Consider the following 13,384-nt stretch of genomic DNA (forward strand, 5'->3'; position numbering starts at 1 on the left):
AGACTGGAGCGAGTATGACCAAACACTACTTGATGGATTCGAGGATGACGACTTTGGTTCATAAACGATACGAAATTTATTTTGCAGACTTGAATCCAACTCTCGGCAGCGAAATTAGTAAGATTCGTCCTGTCATTATTATTAGCGATGACGCTATGAACAAATATTTGGAAACGGTTGTTGTTTGCCCGATAACTTCGAAAATCCACCCAACTTGGAGAACGCGACTTCAGATTAATTGCGTCAACAAACAAGCTGAAGTCGCTGTCGACCAAATACGAACAATTAATAAGATACGATTAAAGAAAAAAATTGATCAGTTGTCTAGCGATGATGCTTCTCAATTGCGAAGAATCATTACAGACATGTATGGAGAATAGCCTCTCTTCTTGATTTCATCCCTTGTAACAATGGAGGCATGACCCGCGTACTTCATTGTTCCTTTCTTGCACTGTACTGCAATTATTCCCGCTAATGTCAAGATTAATCTGTCGCCACTGAACTTGATTCGAAGAACGCTGCCCCCGCAGGAACATCAATACGAGTACCATCACAAAACGGTTCGCAAACGATACGACCGTTTGCAAACCCTACAACTCGACGTCAGCGGTCACGGTCAGGTCGAGGAATCGTTCTGCTGAGACATCAAAAATAGCGGCCAGCCGTTTTGCCATCGCGACACTGATCGGGCGGCTACCGTTTTCCATATTTGATATCTGCTGACGGGGAATCCCTCCCAGCCTCTTTCCTAATTCTGCCTGGGTCAGTTTCCGGGTCTCGCGGTACACGCGCAAGGTGTCGCCGGGCGTCATTGTGGCTTTTACCGACCGATACCAATCGGTTTCTACGGCGGTTACTAACTCTTCATCATCCTCAGCGCTCACATGAAGAGCCTTGCCATATTCGGCGCGCAAAACCTCGATAATCCTGGGCGGGATTTCACCTCGCATGTGGATTTCAGTATGGGGCGTTTTCACGGCTGCCTGCATAGTACACCTCAATAATGATTGTTCCAGATTCCCACCGCCAGCAGGCTACCCACTTGTATCCCAGATGACAGTGATATTTGTCTTCGCCAAGGGGGCTGAAGTTTGGCCAGTCTGCCAACTTCGGCCCCTTATCCTGTAGATCGTTAATCAGTATCGCCAGCCGTTCCTGCATGGCTCGGGGCATTTTGGCAGTGGTCTTCTCGACCTTTCTTTTCATGACGATCTTGTACTGTGGCTTATTTATTGTAATCACTATTTGTTTACAAAGTCAAGACATGAAGCATATTTTGACCGGGAAACGTGGGCCGCGTTGTCATGTATCGTTGTGTCAATATTTTAGGACAACTGTTTTCCTGCCTGGTAGGTTTGACATTACGGGTAAACGTTTATTATTTGGAAAGCCAACTCCCAAAATTAAGCTGCCGCCGCCACTGAACTTGATTCGAAGAACGTTGCTTCCGGCGGTCATGTTACCACAGATAAACTAATGTTCCCTTCGGCTCCGCTCAGGGAACATTTGGGGGGGTAATCGTTCCCTGAGCGGAGCCGAAGGGATTAGGGAATTGGTTACGAGTCGGTACTCATCTTCATCCGAAGATTTAGCTGAAAATAGTTAAAAGCCACGTTAATCAATTTTATCTTATAGTCCGTGCGCAGACAGAGTGGACTTCATTGCCACTTCTTATCCAGAATAGAGCGAACTACCGGTCATGTGCGCGGGTCGAGGAATTCCGTACTCTGCTAGTACCGTCGCCGTAATATCGAGCATTGTCGGTAGAGGACGTATGATCTTGCGGTTGCTGAAGAGGATTGCCGGGACGAGCGCGGGATCGATACAGTGGTCGCCGCTCCAGCGGTCGTCGTTGTCCATGATTGTCTCCCTGGTGAAGCTGCCCAGGATACTTGTCCAAGAAGTGCGATAGCCAATATTCCAACCCACGATCAAGTCTGGCGCCTGTGGATTAGCCCATTTTTCGGCATCCGGCGTCAGGTAGACATTGGTTACCACCTTGTGGCCATTTTGGGGGTCACGAAGGGTGAGAAGCCCCTGTTTGATTTTGGAGAGTACGGAGTTTGCCTGATTGGCCTCTAAACTGCCGAAACGTTCCCGTCCTGCCAGATTGAGGTAGATGGCATTGATGCCTAAGGCGTATGCCGCAGTTTTATCCCAATTGACGTTGGCAAAGTACTCACCATCCTCAAGGTCTGTGCCATCATGGAGGGTGAGGAATCCCTGTTCACGGAGCCATGAGTTGAGGTTGACCTGGCGTCTGAATGGTCCGAAGCCGTGGTCGGACATGACCAGAAGTTGTACGTTCGGGTCAAGGATGTCAATCATATCCATTGCCCTTCCCAGGCATTTGTCCATCTCGATATACAGGTCCTTAAGGGTATGTCCGAAATTGCGGCCAAGTTCTTCTGTGTAGAGAGGGCTCTCCGGGTCGATGGTTCTCCAGAACATATGGGTGTCTTGATCGAGGCTGGAGAAGTAGTAAAACAGCAATCCTTCGTCCTGGCGTGTCAGTTTACCTATTTCGTACTCCATACCAAGGCGGCTTTCGTTGATGATCTGATAGGAGAGGTTAAGGTAGTCGTTGTTGTCAAGGATGTCGTAGGAAAGGGCCTTGGTATCCTCGGGCATCCCTTGGGTATGAAAAGGACCCAGATGGCGAGACAACTCTTTGCCGTAGGCCGGAGAGGAAACAATCGGTAGCACTGGGGAGGCCGGGTCGATATTGATTGGCGAAACGTACATACTGAATTCTGGTCGGATACTCTTGATGTACAGCTTGCAGATACCCTTGACCTCGGAGATGTGATTGAGCATGGTAAAGGAGAGGTGTTGCCAGCCGGTCCAGTCACCCTGGCCTAGTACGAGTTCCTGGCCCTGGATAAGGATGCGCACCACCTGGTTGCTGGGATCCCGCCAGATCCGGATCGGGATTGTGGCTGGTGGGTGGTCACGGAGCAGGGTGTTGTCCGGTCCGGCGAGGAGTACCTCTGCGTAGTTATCCATAAATTGGATCGGCATTACTACGCCACCGGTAATTTTTTCAGCATTGTCCGGAGGCGCTGTGGTGATCAGGGTGAAACTGCCATAGCCGCCACGCAGATCAGGGGTGCCCATGCCCGAGAGCATATTAACTTTGTTGTGTTGGCAGGGGAAGTTGCCCGGCATTTTTTGGATGGTGGTGGGGATGTCGTGATCAGCTAAATACTCCCAGAATGGTCTTCCTTTGCGAAGATTTTCCACTTTCCCTGATGACAGAGGAATTTCCAGATCTCCAAAGGAAAAGATCTTATCTGGCGCTGAGACTTTTGATGTGGAGAGGTAGGGGGCCATGGTTGCCGGATCGCGGTGAATGAAATCGTAGATGCCATGAACAGATGGCCCGGCCCCAACGGAAAATGATGACCAGGCAACTGGACTCTGGGGCGGGAAGCTAGTGGCGACCGGGGTCATGCCGCCGGTTTGGGCGAGTCTGGTGAAGTTGGGGAGCATTCCAAGACGCATGAATGCGCTGGCCAGCTTGATGTCCATGCCGTCAATACCTAAAATTATGGTCTTGCGTCTCTTGGCGATAGAAGCGGCTAGAAGCTCGGAGGCTGGGGAGAGGTTTGCGCTTAAACCAAGAAGGGCGGATCTGGCGATGAATTCTCGTCTGTTCATGGTTTGCTGGGCCTCGGAACGGTTTTTCGTGGACCAGGTGCAGGTTTGTTCATGGTGAGGACCTTGCCGTCCTGGAATTTTTGTTTCCGGAGCCCGAAGATGTTGAGAATGGTCGGCGCCAGATCTATCAAGGCCGGGCTATCATCATCGATTTGCCAGTTGGAAAAAATGACACCGGGAACCAGATCTCGGTCCAGACAATGATCGCCACTCCATCGTTTGCTGTTTGGTTCGATGACCTGATCTGATATTTTTCCGATCGCGCTGTTCCAGCTAACACGATATCCTTCGTCATAACCAGGGAAGATATCAGGCGCGTCTTTTGTGTAGGGGCCGGATAGTTCCTGATTGGCCAGCAGCGCCCGTCTGATGGGCTTAATCCCTCGCGCTGGATCGACAAGGTCTTCTAAACGTCCTTTCAGTTCCTGGATGAGGGCTAGTTTTTTTGCCCCAGGCGGGACGATACCATGTTTCTCACGGCCTTGGGTGTTGATGAAAATTCCGGCCAGGCCAAAGGCGAAAGCTTGGGTTTTGGTCCAATCTACATCGGCGAACCATTCGGCTCCCGGAGTAGCCCCATCTTTGAGCACCAGATACCCTTCCTGCCACAGCCAGGTATTGAGGTTCACTCCCCATTTGAATGTCTTGAAACCATGATCGGAGATAATCAGCAGAAGATCCTTGTCGGAGATGGTGGCCAATGCTTTGCCGACCAACTGATCTGAACGTTCATAGACTTCGGCGATGGCGTTTTGGTGGAGTGTTGTGTCTTTGTTATGGTTAGCGGGGTGATCCGGGTCGAGGTAGCGGAAAAACATATGCTGGATTCGATCCGTGGTGTCGAAGACATTGGTCAGGAGGCCATCGTGGGTCTTGGCCAAGCTATCAAGGAAGGCGGTTTCCCGCTCTTGGCAGATGTCGTAGGCTTGAGTCAAGAAGGCGGTTTCATCGATAATGTCTTCGTTTAAAGCCCAGGTATCCTCAGCAAGACCGAGGGTTGCGAAGGGTCCGTGTTGCTTGGCTAGACAGATCGAGTAAAAAGAGGGGTGGCTGATGGGGAGGTCGGGGTGTTCCGGATCGATATTGATGGGAGTGATATAGATCTGTAATTGAGGGAAAATTGTTGTAACCAGAAAACGGGCGATGCCGTGGATGGTCTTGCGTCCAGCCTTGAAGCGCAATGATATCCATGGTGAGTAGATGCCTTGGCGGAGGATCAAGGTTTTCTTGTCAATTGTCAGGGTAACGGTTCCTTCTGTCTGGTTGATTGTGCCTTCTACCGATAGGCTCACGGTTTGAGTTGTTTGGCTGGTGGAGAGTTCAGGTCCGGGAATTGTAGTGGTGAAACATGTGTTAGTGACAGGAAAGTGGATCACTGTGCCTTTCTGTGGTCCTTCACCTGTCGGGTGCGAGGTGAGCAACGTAAAACTTCCCTGGGTGCCGCGCAGGTCAGGGGCGCACATTGCTGACAGGCAGGCTCCATAAAATTTTTCTGGTGGAAAAGTGATCGGTACTCGGAGAATGGTGCTGAATATTTTGTTTTCGCCTAATATCTTCCAGAACGAAGTGCTTTTGCGTAGCAAACTGACGGAGGTCTTGGGTGCAGCGAGGGTAAAAGGACCAAATTTTTTCGGTTTTTTTGATGACGAGATGAGTGCCGATGACAGCACCGGTTGGTAGTTTTTCGGGTTGCGGGTGAAGAAATCGAAGATGTTATGTTTGCCGGGATTGACCCCGGTTGCAAAGGTAGACCAAGCGACTGGGGATATGGATGGTGTCGTGGTCGCAAGCTTTTTGAAAGCGCCGGTTGTTGCCAATTGCGCAAGATTCGGGAGTCTCCCTTCGTCCATGAATTGTTGACAGAGTATGGGGTCAAGACCGTCAAAGCCGATGACAATAACCCTTCGTGCCTGGATATGTTTGGCGATGTGACGACGTCTGAAAAAGAGATAAGTGGTTCTGATTGGAAGAGTCAGGATGCTGAAAAATGCCAGGATAGCGGCAATGATTAGGATGAAAAATGAGGAAACTAAGGCGAATCCGGCGCCGGGCCCGATATAGGCTTGGGCGGTTACGGGTATCGCGATGAGGGCGAAGGTTAGGAGTAGTAGAGAAACACGACGCATGTTAATAAAGTAAATGCTAACAAGAAAAAGGTAAAGGGCTAAGACGCGGTAAAGTTGAATTGTCGGCGATGACTGGCAATATCTGTAAAATTGTACCGTTTGTTTGGTATCCGGTTTACGCCATATCTTTTGCCACCCGCATCATTGAAATGCCATATCAGGAGCGGTATCTCTTGTCTTGACATTATGAATACGATAGTCAAGTATGATTTATTTGCATAGTGGGTAAGCTGTGTGTGGCGATTCCGTCCAGGAGGGTTTTGGCGAGTAGAGCAAGTTCTTGAAAGGTGCAGGGAGCTTACTTTTTGTGGTTTGGTTTGCGGTAAGTGGTCTGTTCCCTTCGGCTCCGCTCAGGGAACGATATTTTGCTACCCGTTCCCTGAGCGGAGCCGAAGGGGATGGGGGAAAACCGACAACCTAAGCAGTTCCCGTATTTCTTGTGAGTCAGTCAAGTATCAAAAAAACATTTTTTGGAAAAAAATCATGCCACCTGCCATAACCAATATGCCGTTTATGACTGTCGTCTCCGGGTTGCCCCGCTCCGGTACTTCCATGATGATGAAGATGCTGGAGGCTGGTGGTTTGCCGATCTATCAGGACGGTATGCGCGTGGCTGATGCCGACAACCCTAAGGGATATTACGAGACCGAAAAAGTTAAGGATTTAGCTAAAGATGCCAGCTGGTTGGGCGAAGCATCTGGCAAGGCGATTAAAATCATCTCCTCACTGCTGTTCTATTTGCCGCCAGAATTGAATTATAAAGTTATCTTTATGCGCCGCAACATGACGGAAATTCTGGCCTCTCAAAAAAAGATGCTGGAGCGATCCTGTCAATCTTCTCCGGTTTCTGACGAGGTGATGGCGGCCAAATTTTCCATTCATCTTCGTAAGGTCTGGCAGTATATTGAACAAGGGGGAAGGGAGGTTCTTGCCGTTGAATACGCTGAGGTTGTCGCTGATCCGGGCACCGCGGTAACACGTATCAACACTTTTTTAGGTGGGGGTCTTGATCAGGATACAATGCGCCGGGTCGTGGATGGCGGGCTCTATCGGCAACGGAGCTGAAATCCCTTAGGGAATTGAAAATACTGCCATGCCGGTTGTGGGAGCGGCTTTAGCCGCGATATGATGTGTCGTCGTAGCTATCGCGGCTGAAGCCGCTCCTACCGATAAATGGTATTTTGGGAATTTCCAAGTCCCTTAGTAGTATCCAGTCACCGCCAACTGTCAACCGTCAACCGTCAACTGATAACCTGAGTAGTTCCTACTCTCAAACAATGATCAGAAATCATAATCTACCGAAAGATATTCTCCGCCGTATCGAAAAGTTAGGGCCATTTTTTGCTCAGGATGAGCGGGTCATTTTTGCGTATCTCTTTGGGGGGATAACAAAAGGTCATCCGGTAAAGCCTCTTTCCGATCTGGACCTTGGTGTGTATCTGCAAACGGAGGGGGAAATAGCGGAGGTCAAGCTTGATTTGCTTGGTAGTCTGGTGGATCTTCTTGGTACGGACGAATTAGATCTTGTCGTTCTTAATAACGCCCCGTTAAGTCTGGTGGGAAGAATACTGGCAACTCGTAGGGTGGTAGCAGATAAACAGCCATTTCTTCGGCATCTCTTCGAGTCCCGGATTATGCGGGAGTTTTTTGATTTTAAGCGCAAGGAGCAGGATATTCTTTACAGGAGGTTTGCGTAATGGTGGATATGGTCCTTGTCCTGCGGAAACTGGCCACGTTGGCGGAGTATTGTAAGCAGATTGCGGAGTTTTCTGGCTTTACTGTGGGCGAGTATCGTAGCGATTGGAAAACACAACGGATTGTCGAGCGAACTTTGCAGATGATGATCGAACTCTGTGCTGATATTGCTGGGCACCTCATTTCAGACCAAGCGCTGAGGACTCCGGAAACCTATGCCGATACTTTTCGTGTTTTGGGAGAGAGCGGTATTCTGACAGTAGAACAGACTGCGGTCATGGAAAAGATGGCGAAGTTCAGGAATGTTGTTGTTCATCAGTATGAGGCGGTTGATGCAGAGATTGTTGTTCTTATTTTGCGAAAGCATCTTGATGACTTCCAGTTTTTCAGCGAGGCTATTGTCCGACGTCTTGGCGTGAGGTGCTGACGTATCTTGAGGCTATAAGTGAGCTAACTTCGATTAATAATATATCTTTTTGCCATAGGGGAGGGGAGCAAATCCCGCCTCTGCCAATCGGGCGGTGAGGAGCGCCTCGTTTAGGATGTTCCGCACCTTGGTTCGAAACACCTCCCATGAATCTGCATTAAGCTCGAACCGGCTGTGCCATCTGGTGGTCAGCCACTCCACAAGCCACGCCTTATAGGCATCATTGATCGGGGCATCGTCTTTGAAAATTGGTGTGCCTGGGAATTCCTCCGTTAGAAAATCATTAAGATTCTCTCCCACCGAAACGAGATTGCCCATGGCATCAACTGCCGCTTTGGGAACCAGAAAGCAATTGGTGCAGACCCAGCGTGATACGTTATAATTGTAGGCGGTGTAGCGCTGGCCTGTGGTGTCGATCCTGCCGATGATGGCTGGTCTCTTCAGCGATTTTGTGAACAGGTCGCGACGTGCATAGTCCTTAAGAAAGGATTCTCCCGGAGTGAGAAACATGTCGTTGACAAAGAGGACAAGATCGCATGGTAATTGCAGGCGATTGATGGTCTCAATCCCCTTTTGCCAACCGGAGAATTCCCGGTAACGATTGTCCCCGGCCATTGTCCAGATTTTACCGGATTGGACGATTTCATCTCCATCCAGTTTATTGTTGATGCGAACAAAGGTAAACCGGCAACCGCGGACCTGTGTCAGGTATTGCTGAAGGGTGGTGAATACTTGATCCGAGCCACCAGCAATTCCCCGGTCGTACTCCACAAATAAAACAACGATGTTGAGGCGTTTTAAGAAAGGGAAGATGGAGCTGATGAGGCTAGGTGTCATTGGACTGGCAAACAGTTTTTCTTAATTGGTATAATTGAGGTAACAGTGATGGAATATCGGTTTGAATGATGCTCCATAAGGTGTCGTTGTCGATGCCAAGATATCCATGGATTAAGCGATTACGGGTTGCGATGATAAGCCGCCAAGGGATATGAGGGTTTTCCTGCCGTATCGTATCTGGGATATGAGTAGCGGCTTCACCTATCAGTTCAAGATTTCGTAGGGTCGCGTCATAGTTTAACCCACTCATCACAAATTTGGGTTGGTTGAGTCCGTCAAGATAGAAGCGCCATTCCCTGTTAAACATTAATAGCCTCTTGTTCAATGGATGGGCGTAATTCCGTTCGGAGAGCCTTTTCTGTGACCAAGTCTACCTGGCAGCCAAGCAGATCTTCGAGGTAAAATTGTACCCCAAAATAGCGATCTGACGTGGCAGGGCCATCAAAAGCAACTAGAATGTCTACATCACTGGCGCTGTCTGCGTTGTCACGGGTGGTTGACCCGAATAAAGCGAGCCGGACAATGCCAAAACGACGGGTAAGTTCATCCTTGTGTTGGGCAAGTAGTGGTAAGACTTGTGAGCGTTGCATGTAAACCTCCATTCACAGGTTGGTACCTTGTAACTCCTCAATTTTTGTAGGTTGGGTTAGGCCGCTAGGCCGTAACCCAACAACAGTGAGGCCTTTGAGTGTTGGGTTACGCTTCGCTAACCCAACCTACGGGAATTTGGATTAATTAATCAAGTTCGTAGGTCTGCTGCCAATTATCCGTCTCATGCCACTTGGGCTGGTCGGCCTTTTCGAACAGGGTGTTGCCGATGACCAGGTAGTCCATTTCAGTGCGCATGAAACACTGATAGGCATCTTCCGGGGTGCAGACAATGGGTTCTCCTCGGATATTGAAGCTGGTGTTGACCACGAGTCCGCAGCCGGTCAGGGTTTTAAACGCCTTAATCAGCTGCCAGTAGCGGGGGTTGGTCTCGCGGTGCACAGTCTGGATGCGGGCAGAGTAGTCGACATGGGTAATGGCTGGCAGGGTTGAGCGGAGATGGTAGAGTCGTTCATACATGGGTAGGGTGGTGTACCCGGAAGGAGGCGGTTTCCTGAGGCGCTCTCGTATTGGCGCCACCAGCAGCATGTAGGGAGAAGGACGATCAATCTCGAAGTACTCTGCCGCATCTTCTGCCAGTACGGAAGGGGCGAAAGGCCGGAATCCTTCACGGTATTTGATTTTGAGATTGAGACGCTTCTGCATCTCGGGATGTCTGGGATCACCTAAGATGCTTCGGCCTCCTAAGGCGCGCGGGCCCCACTCCATCCGGCCTTGGAACCAACCGATAATCTGACCGTCATCCAAGAGCTTGGCTACCTCGGTGGTCAATTCGTTAAAGTTCGCTATGTGTCGGCCAGGGGCTTGATATTTTCGGCACAGACGTTGGACTGCACGATCTGAGAATGCAGGCCCCAGGTAGCTTCCTTCCATCGCGTCGGCCCTGTGTTCTTTGATGGCCCGTGGCTGCTGCCCCCAGATATGGTGAGCGGCATAGGCGGCTCCTAGGGCGCCGCCAGCATCGCCTGCCGCCGGTTGAATCCAGATCTCATCGAATATCCCTTCCCGCAACAGCTTACCGTTGGCCACGCAATTAAGCGCCACACCTCCCGCCATGACCAGGTTGCGGCAGCCGGTAATTTCCCTCGTTGTTTTGGCTAGGAGCAAGACCATCTCTTCGGTTACCTGCTGGATGGCCAAGGCCAGATCCATGTATCCCTGTGACAAGTCGGACTCTGATTGCCGTTTTTTTAAGCCGAACAGCGTCTGCCATTTGTGGTCGTGGCACATCTTCAAGCCGGTGGCGAAATCGAAGTATTCCATGTTGAGGAGGATACTGCCATCGGCGCGCAGATCGACCAGATGGTCAAGGATCAATTGTTTGAATCGTGGTACTGCTTCACCATCCGGGTTGCCGTAGGGAGCCAGCCCCATGAGCTTATATTCCCCGCTGTTTACCTTGAATCCCAGGAAATAGGTGAATGCCGAGTAGAGGAGGCCAATGGAGTGGGGAAAGGGCAGTTCGCGGAGGATGGTGATGGTGGTGTCTTTGCCGTGGCCAATGGTGGTGGTTGCCCACTCCCCGACACCATCGATAGTAAGGATTGCGGCCTCGGTAAAGGGAGACGGATAGAAGGCCGAGGCGGCATGGGAGAGGTGGTGCTCGGGGAAGAGGAGCGGTGGTTTGCGGCTTAGGGGCTGATCAGCAATTTTTGAGAACTCGTCCCACAGTATCTTTTTGAGGAACAGTTTCTCCTTAATCCATACCGGCATGGCTGCTAGAAAACTCTTGAGCCCGTGAGGCGCGAAGGCGTGATAGGTTTCGAGCAGGCGCTCGAATTTCAACAGCGGTTTATCGTAGAAGGCGATGGCGGTTAGATCAGGAACCGTAATCCCTGCCTCTGAAAGCACATAGCTGACCGCGTGAGTTGGAAATCTGTCGTCGTGTTTTTTACGGGAGAACCGTTCTTCGTGCGCAGCCGCGACAATGGCGCCATCCTGGAGCAGGACGGCGGCGCTGTCGTGATAATAGGCGCTTATGCCAAGGATAAATCGAGACATCAATCTTTTGCTTAGAAGAGGGTGTAGACAAACGGGGCAATAGCAGACCCGCTGGTGAAGACAATTAAGGCGCCAAAAGACAGCAGAACGAGAATGATGGGGAGCAGCCAGAATTTTTTCCTGACTTTCATAAACTCCCAGAGATCTTTAAGAAAATCCATATAAACTCCTTAATTCATGGTGCGATAGTGGAGACTGGACTCATTTTAAAATGGTTTTTCCAGGTCGGCAGCGGTAACGATGTGGTCTCGTTGGACAAAAGTGGATTGTTTTCCTTTCTTCCACTGGTTCAAGGCCATGGCATCCTTGCCTGATAGTCTGCGGACAAAGGCGACGGGAGTGACAATGGTGAAAAAGACGATCGTGAGGAGCATTCTGGAGACAATTTCGCCAAGAAAATGTGAAAAGGCAAACCATACCCGAGCCAAAGGAGTGAACAGTTTGGGAGCAGTCATGGTCAGGATCAGGGCCGCGATTGCTGAGCCGATTAACAGGGAGGATCGATTGCCCCAAGCAAAAAGCAGGAGGATGAGGATCAGGGCAAGCCCGGTATCTTTACATTGGTCGGGCGATATCGTGTTGTGGCGCATGGCAGTGGACGGTGTTGGAGCGGAAATAACAAACCGGCAAACCACCGGCTTTGCCGGTGGTGGATGACTCTTGATTTGTATTTGAAGTGATCGTACTTGGCAAGGGAAAGTTTATTCGAGTCTGATTGTTTCAATAACAGGCAGACTCGAATAATCTCCTCTCCACTTGCAGGGGAGGGGGAGCTTTGGCAAGATTTTAACCGGACAACAATGGGATAAAATTACAATCTTCGCTGAATTTACGCAGATTTAATGTCAACTCCTGCCAGCTTCCAGTCTACCTGGCCAGGCATGCGGGTCCATGTCCATTGTTCTGCAAACTTGACAGGTGTGGTCATGCTGCCTTCCACGACCGCCCCGGAATTTTCATCAACAGTATAATCAAGCAGATTTGCCTTGAACAGGAGTGAAACAAACTCTTCGTTGCCATCCATTCCGGCATCGACCAGATCAACACTGCGGACGGCAATGTTTTCAAGTTTGTTGATCTGACCATTTTTTCGCATTTCAGCGAAGTGTCCTTCATATTCACCGGCCAGTTTTGCATCAAGAAGATGCTGGTAGGAGGTGATGTCACGACGCATCCAGCCTGCCTGCACCTGAAAGAACACATCCTGGGCAATTTCTTTAAACTCTTGTGGGTCAAAATCCGGCTCGGACTGTCTGATCATGGCAAGGCCATCCTCCACAGTCCCGCTGCTTGAAAAAGGTGGAGGCGTAAAAGAATTGCTGTGGCCGGGGAAACTATAAATGCCGGGAGCAGGATTTTCTTGCGGCTGGTATTGAGCATAGCTCGGCGCTTTCTTTTTGAAAAAACGGGAATAGACAAAATAACCAATCCCTCCCAGGATAAGGATCTGGAAAAGGCCGATGCCGCTGCCGCCAAGACCTCCGCCTGCGCCGGCATGGGCCAGACTGCCAAACAGCATGCTGCCGATGGCGCCGCCAACCAGTCCGCCGGCCATTCCCCGCATGAATCCGCCGGAGTTGGATTGTTGGGCAGATTTGGTAGAAGGCGCTGTTCTTGACGGTGCGGGTGAAACCGACCGGCTCTGCTTGAAGGATCGTCCACCTGATCGTGAACGGGCGTCTGCTTGTTCGGTGAGCACACCGAAATCAAGTAATGAACAGGCGAAAAAGATAAACAGAATGGGGATGAAATGTTTGCTGGAAAAATGCATTTTTGTCTCCTTGGTGTGATTATTGGTGGTGAAAAGTGAAGTTACATGTTTTGGATGGCTTTTTGGAGCAGCTCAGCGCTGTTTTCAGGTTTGGTCAGTTGCCACCAGGACTGGAAGGCATCGATTTTTGTCATGATGAGTTCCTTGTAGGGGCCGGCGTATTGTTCGATGATGGCGGCAACTGCTGGGGGCAGAGTAAAAAGGTCTTCGGCCTTGGCTGTGGCTGACGTCTTCCATGTTTCTATCTGAGCCAGTTGA

The 13,384-nt window shown here is 50.2% G+C and carries 14 protein-coding genes; 4 read left to right on the forward strand and 10 right to left on the reverse strand.

Annotation, left to right across the window (positions count from 1 at the left end; all coding sequences use genetic code 11):
* Positions 1 to 53: 53 nt before the first annotated feature.
* The gene (locus FP815_08610; protein ID MBA3015001.1) at positions 54 to 380 is read left to right on the forward strand and encodes a type II toxin-antitoxin system PemK/MazF family toxin; all 327 of its coding nucleotides are present in this window, start codon (positions 54 to 56) and stop codon (positions 378 to 380) included.
* 210 nt (positions 381 to 590) lie between these two features.
* Here FP815_08610 and FP815_08615 read toward each other — a convergent pair whose 3' ends face one another.
* The 4 genes from FP815_08615 to FP815_08630 all read right to left on the reverse strand — a co-directional run bounded on the left by FP815_08615 (position 591) and on the right by FP815_08630 (position 5,786).
* Positions 591 to 989, reverse strand: coding sequence for a helix-turn-helix transcriptional regulator (locus tag FP815_08615; protein MBA3015002.1), 399 nt, complete (start codon positions 987 to 989; stop codon positions 591 to 593).
* On the reverse strand, positions 958 to 1,206 hold the full coding sequence (locus tag FP815_08620; protein MBA3015003.1) for a hypothetical protein: 249 nt from the start codon (positions 1,204 to 1,206) through the stop codon (positions 958 to 960). Before FP815_08620 ends, FP815_08615 begins: the two co-directional genes overlap by 32 nt.
* A gap of 465 nt (positions 1,207 to 1,671) precedes the next feature.
* Positions 1,672 to 3,660 (reverse strand): hypothetical protein, encoded by a 1,989-nt coding sequence (locus FP815_08625; GenBank protein ID MBA3015004.1) that lies wholly within the window; start codon positions 3,658 to 3,660, stop codon positions 1,672 to 1,674.
* Positions 3,657 to 5,786 (reverse strand): nucleotide pyrophosphatase, encoded by a 2,130-nt coding sequence (locus FP815_08630; protein MBA3015005.1) that lies wholly within the window; start codon positions 5,784 to 5,786, stop codon positions 3,657 to 3,659. Before FP815_08630 ends, FP815_08625 begins: the two co-directional genes overlap by 4 nt.
* A 483-nt stretch (positions 5,787 to 6,269) precedes the next feature.
* On the opposite strand from FP815_08630, the gene FP815_08635 reads away from it, so the two are divergent.
* The 3 genes from FP815_08635 to FP815_08645 all read left to right on the forward strand — a co-directional run bounded on the left by FP815_08635 (position 6,270) and on the right by FP815_08645 (position 7,908).
* Positions 6,270 to 6,851, forward strand: a complete 582-nt coding sequence (locus FP815_08635; GenBank protein MBA3015006.1) for a sulfotransferase — start codon at positions 6,270 to 6,272, stop codon at positions 6,849 to 6,851.
* 212 nt (positions 6,852 to 7,063) lie between these two features.
* Positions 7,064 to 7,483 (forward strand): nucleotidyltransferase domain-containing protein, encoded by a 420-nt coding sequence (locus tag FP815_08640; protein MBA3015007.1) that lies wholly within the window; start codon positions 7,064 to 7,066, stop codon positions 7,481 to 7,483.
* Complete coding sequence (locus FP815_08645) at positions 7,483 to 7,908, forward strand: DUF86 domain-containing protein (GenBank protein ID MBA3015008.1); 426 nt, start codon at positions 7,483 to 7,485, stop codon at positions 7,906 to 7,908. The genes FP815_08640 and FP815_08645 overlap by 1 nt, the downstream gene beginning before the upstream one ends.
* Before the next feature lie 33 nt (positions 7,909 to 7,941).
* Here the strand turns inward: FP815_08645 and FP815_08650 are convergent, their stop codons facing one another.
* The 6 genes from FP815_08650 to FP815_08675 all read right to left on the reverse strand — a co-directional run bounded on the left by FP815_08650 (position 7,942) and on the right by FP815_08675 (position 13,126).
* Complete coding sequence (locus FP815_08650; GenBank protein ID MBA3015009.1) at positions 7,942 to 8,745, reverse strand: hypothetical protein; 804 nt, start codon at positions 8,743 to 8,745, stop codon at positions 7,942 to 7,944.
* Entirely contained in the window at positions 8,735 to 9,052 is a 318-nt protein-coding gene (locus tag FP815_08655) for a DUF86 domain-containing protein (GenBank protein ID MBA3015010.1), read from the reverse strand. Before FP815_08655 ends, FP815_08650 begins: the two co-directional genes overlap by 11 nt.
* Positions 9,045 to 9,335: a nucleotidyltransferase family protein gene (locus FP815_08660; GenBank protein ID MBA3015011.1), complete on the reverse strand. Its 291-nt coding sequence runs from the start codon at positions 9,333 to 9,335 to the stop codon at positions 9,045 to 9,047. The genes FP815_08655 and FP815_08660 overlap by 8 nt, the downstream gene beginning before the upstream one ends.
* Before the next feature lie 145 nt (positions 9,336 to 9,480).
* Entirely contained in the window at positions 9,481 to 11,355 is a 1,875-nt protein-coding gene (locus FP815_08665; protein MBA3015012.1) for a carbamoyltransferase, read from the reverse strand.
* 206 nt (positions 11,356 to 11,561) lie between these two features.
* Positions 11,562 to 11,990 (reverse strand): hypothetical protein, encoded by a 429-nt coding sequence (locus FP815_08670; protein ID MBA3015013.1) that lies wholly within the window; start codon positions 11,988 to 11,990, stop codon positions 11,562 to 11,564.
* A gap of 194 nt (positions 11,991 to 12,184) precedes the next feature.
* Positions 12,185 to 13,126, reverse strand: a complete 942-nt coding sequence (locus tag FP815_08675; protein ID MBA3015014.1) for a Tim44 domain-containing protein — start codon at positions 13,124 to 13,126, stop codon at positions 12,185 to 12,187.
* Positions 13,127 to 13,384: the final 258 nt, after the last annotated feature.

It is taken from the genome of Desulfobulbaceae bacterium (assembly GCA_013792005.1).
In the GTDB taxonomy this organism is placed as follows: Bacteria; Desulfobacterota; Desulfobulbia; order Desulfobulbales; family VMSU01; genus VMSU01.

Excerpts from the sequence above, each read along its gene's own strand:
- FP815_08665 (MBA3015012.1), bottom strand. The coding sequence starts at position 11,355 with ATGTCTCGATTTATCCTTGGCATAAGCGCCTATTATCACGACAGCGCC.
- FP815_08620 (MBA3015003.1), bottom strand. The coding sequence starts at position 1,206 with ATGAAAAGAAAGGTCGAGAAGACCACTGCCAAAATGCCCCGAGCCATG.
- FP815_08675 (MBA3015014.1), bottom strand. The coding sequence starts at position 13,126 with ATGCATTTTTCCAGCAAACATTTCATCCCCATTCTGTTTATCTTTTTC.
- FP815_08660 (MBA3015011.1), bottom strand. The coding sequence starts at position 9,335 with ATGCAACGCTCACAAGTCTTACCACTACTTGCCCAACACAAGGATGAA.
- FP815_08655 (MBA3015010.1), bottom strand. The coding sequence starts at position 9,052 with ATGTTTAACAGGGAATGGCGCTTCTATCTTGACGGACTCAACCAACCC.
- FP815_08645 (MBA3015008.1), top strand. The coding sequence starts at position 7,483 with ATGGTGGATATGGTCCTTGTCCTGCGGAAACTGGCCACGTTGGCGGAG.
- FP815_08630 (MBA3015005.1), bottom strand. The coding sequence starts at position 5,786 with ATGCGTCGTGTTTCTCTACTACTCCTAACCTTCGCCCTCATCGCGATA.
- FP815_08650 (MBA3015009.1), bottom strand. The coding sequence starts at position 8,745 with ATGACACCTAGCCTCATCAGCTCCATCTTCCCTTTCTTAAAACGCCTC.
- FP815_08635 (MBA3015006.1), top strand. The coding sequence starts at position 6,270 with ATGCCACCTGCCATAACCAATATGCCGTTTATGACTGTCGTCTCCGGG.
- FP815_08625 (MBA3015004.1), bottom strand. The coding sequence starts at position 3,660 with ATGAACAGACGAGAATTCATCGCCAGATCCGCCCTTCTTGGTTTAAGC.
- FP815_08640 (MBA3015007.1), top strand. The coding sequence starts at position 7,064 with ATGATCAGAAATCATAATCTACCGAAAGATATTCTCCGCCGTATCGAA.
- FP815_08615 (MBA3015002.1), bottom strand. The coding sequence starts at position 989 with ATGCAGGCAGCCGTGAAAACGCCCCATACTGAAATCCACATGCGAGGT.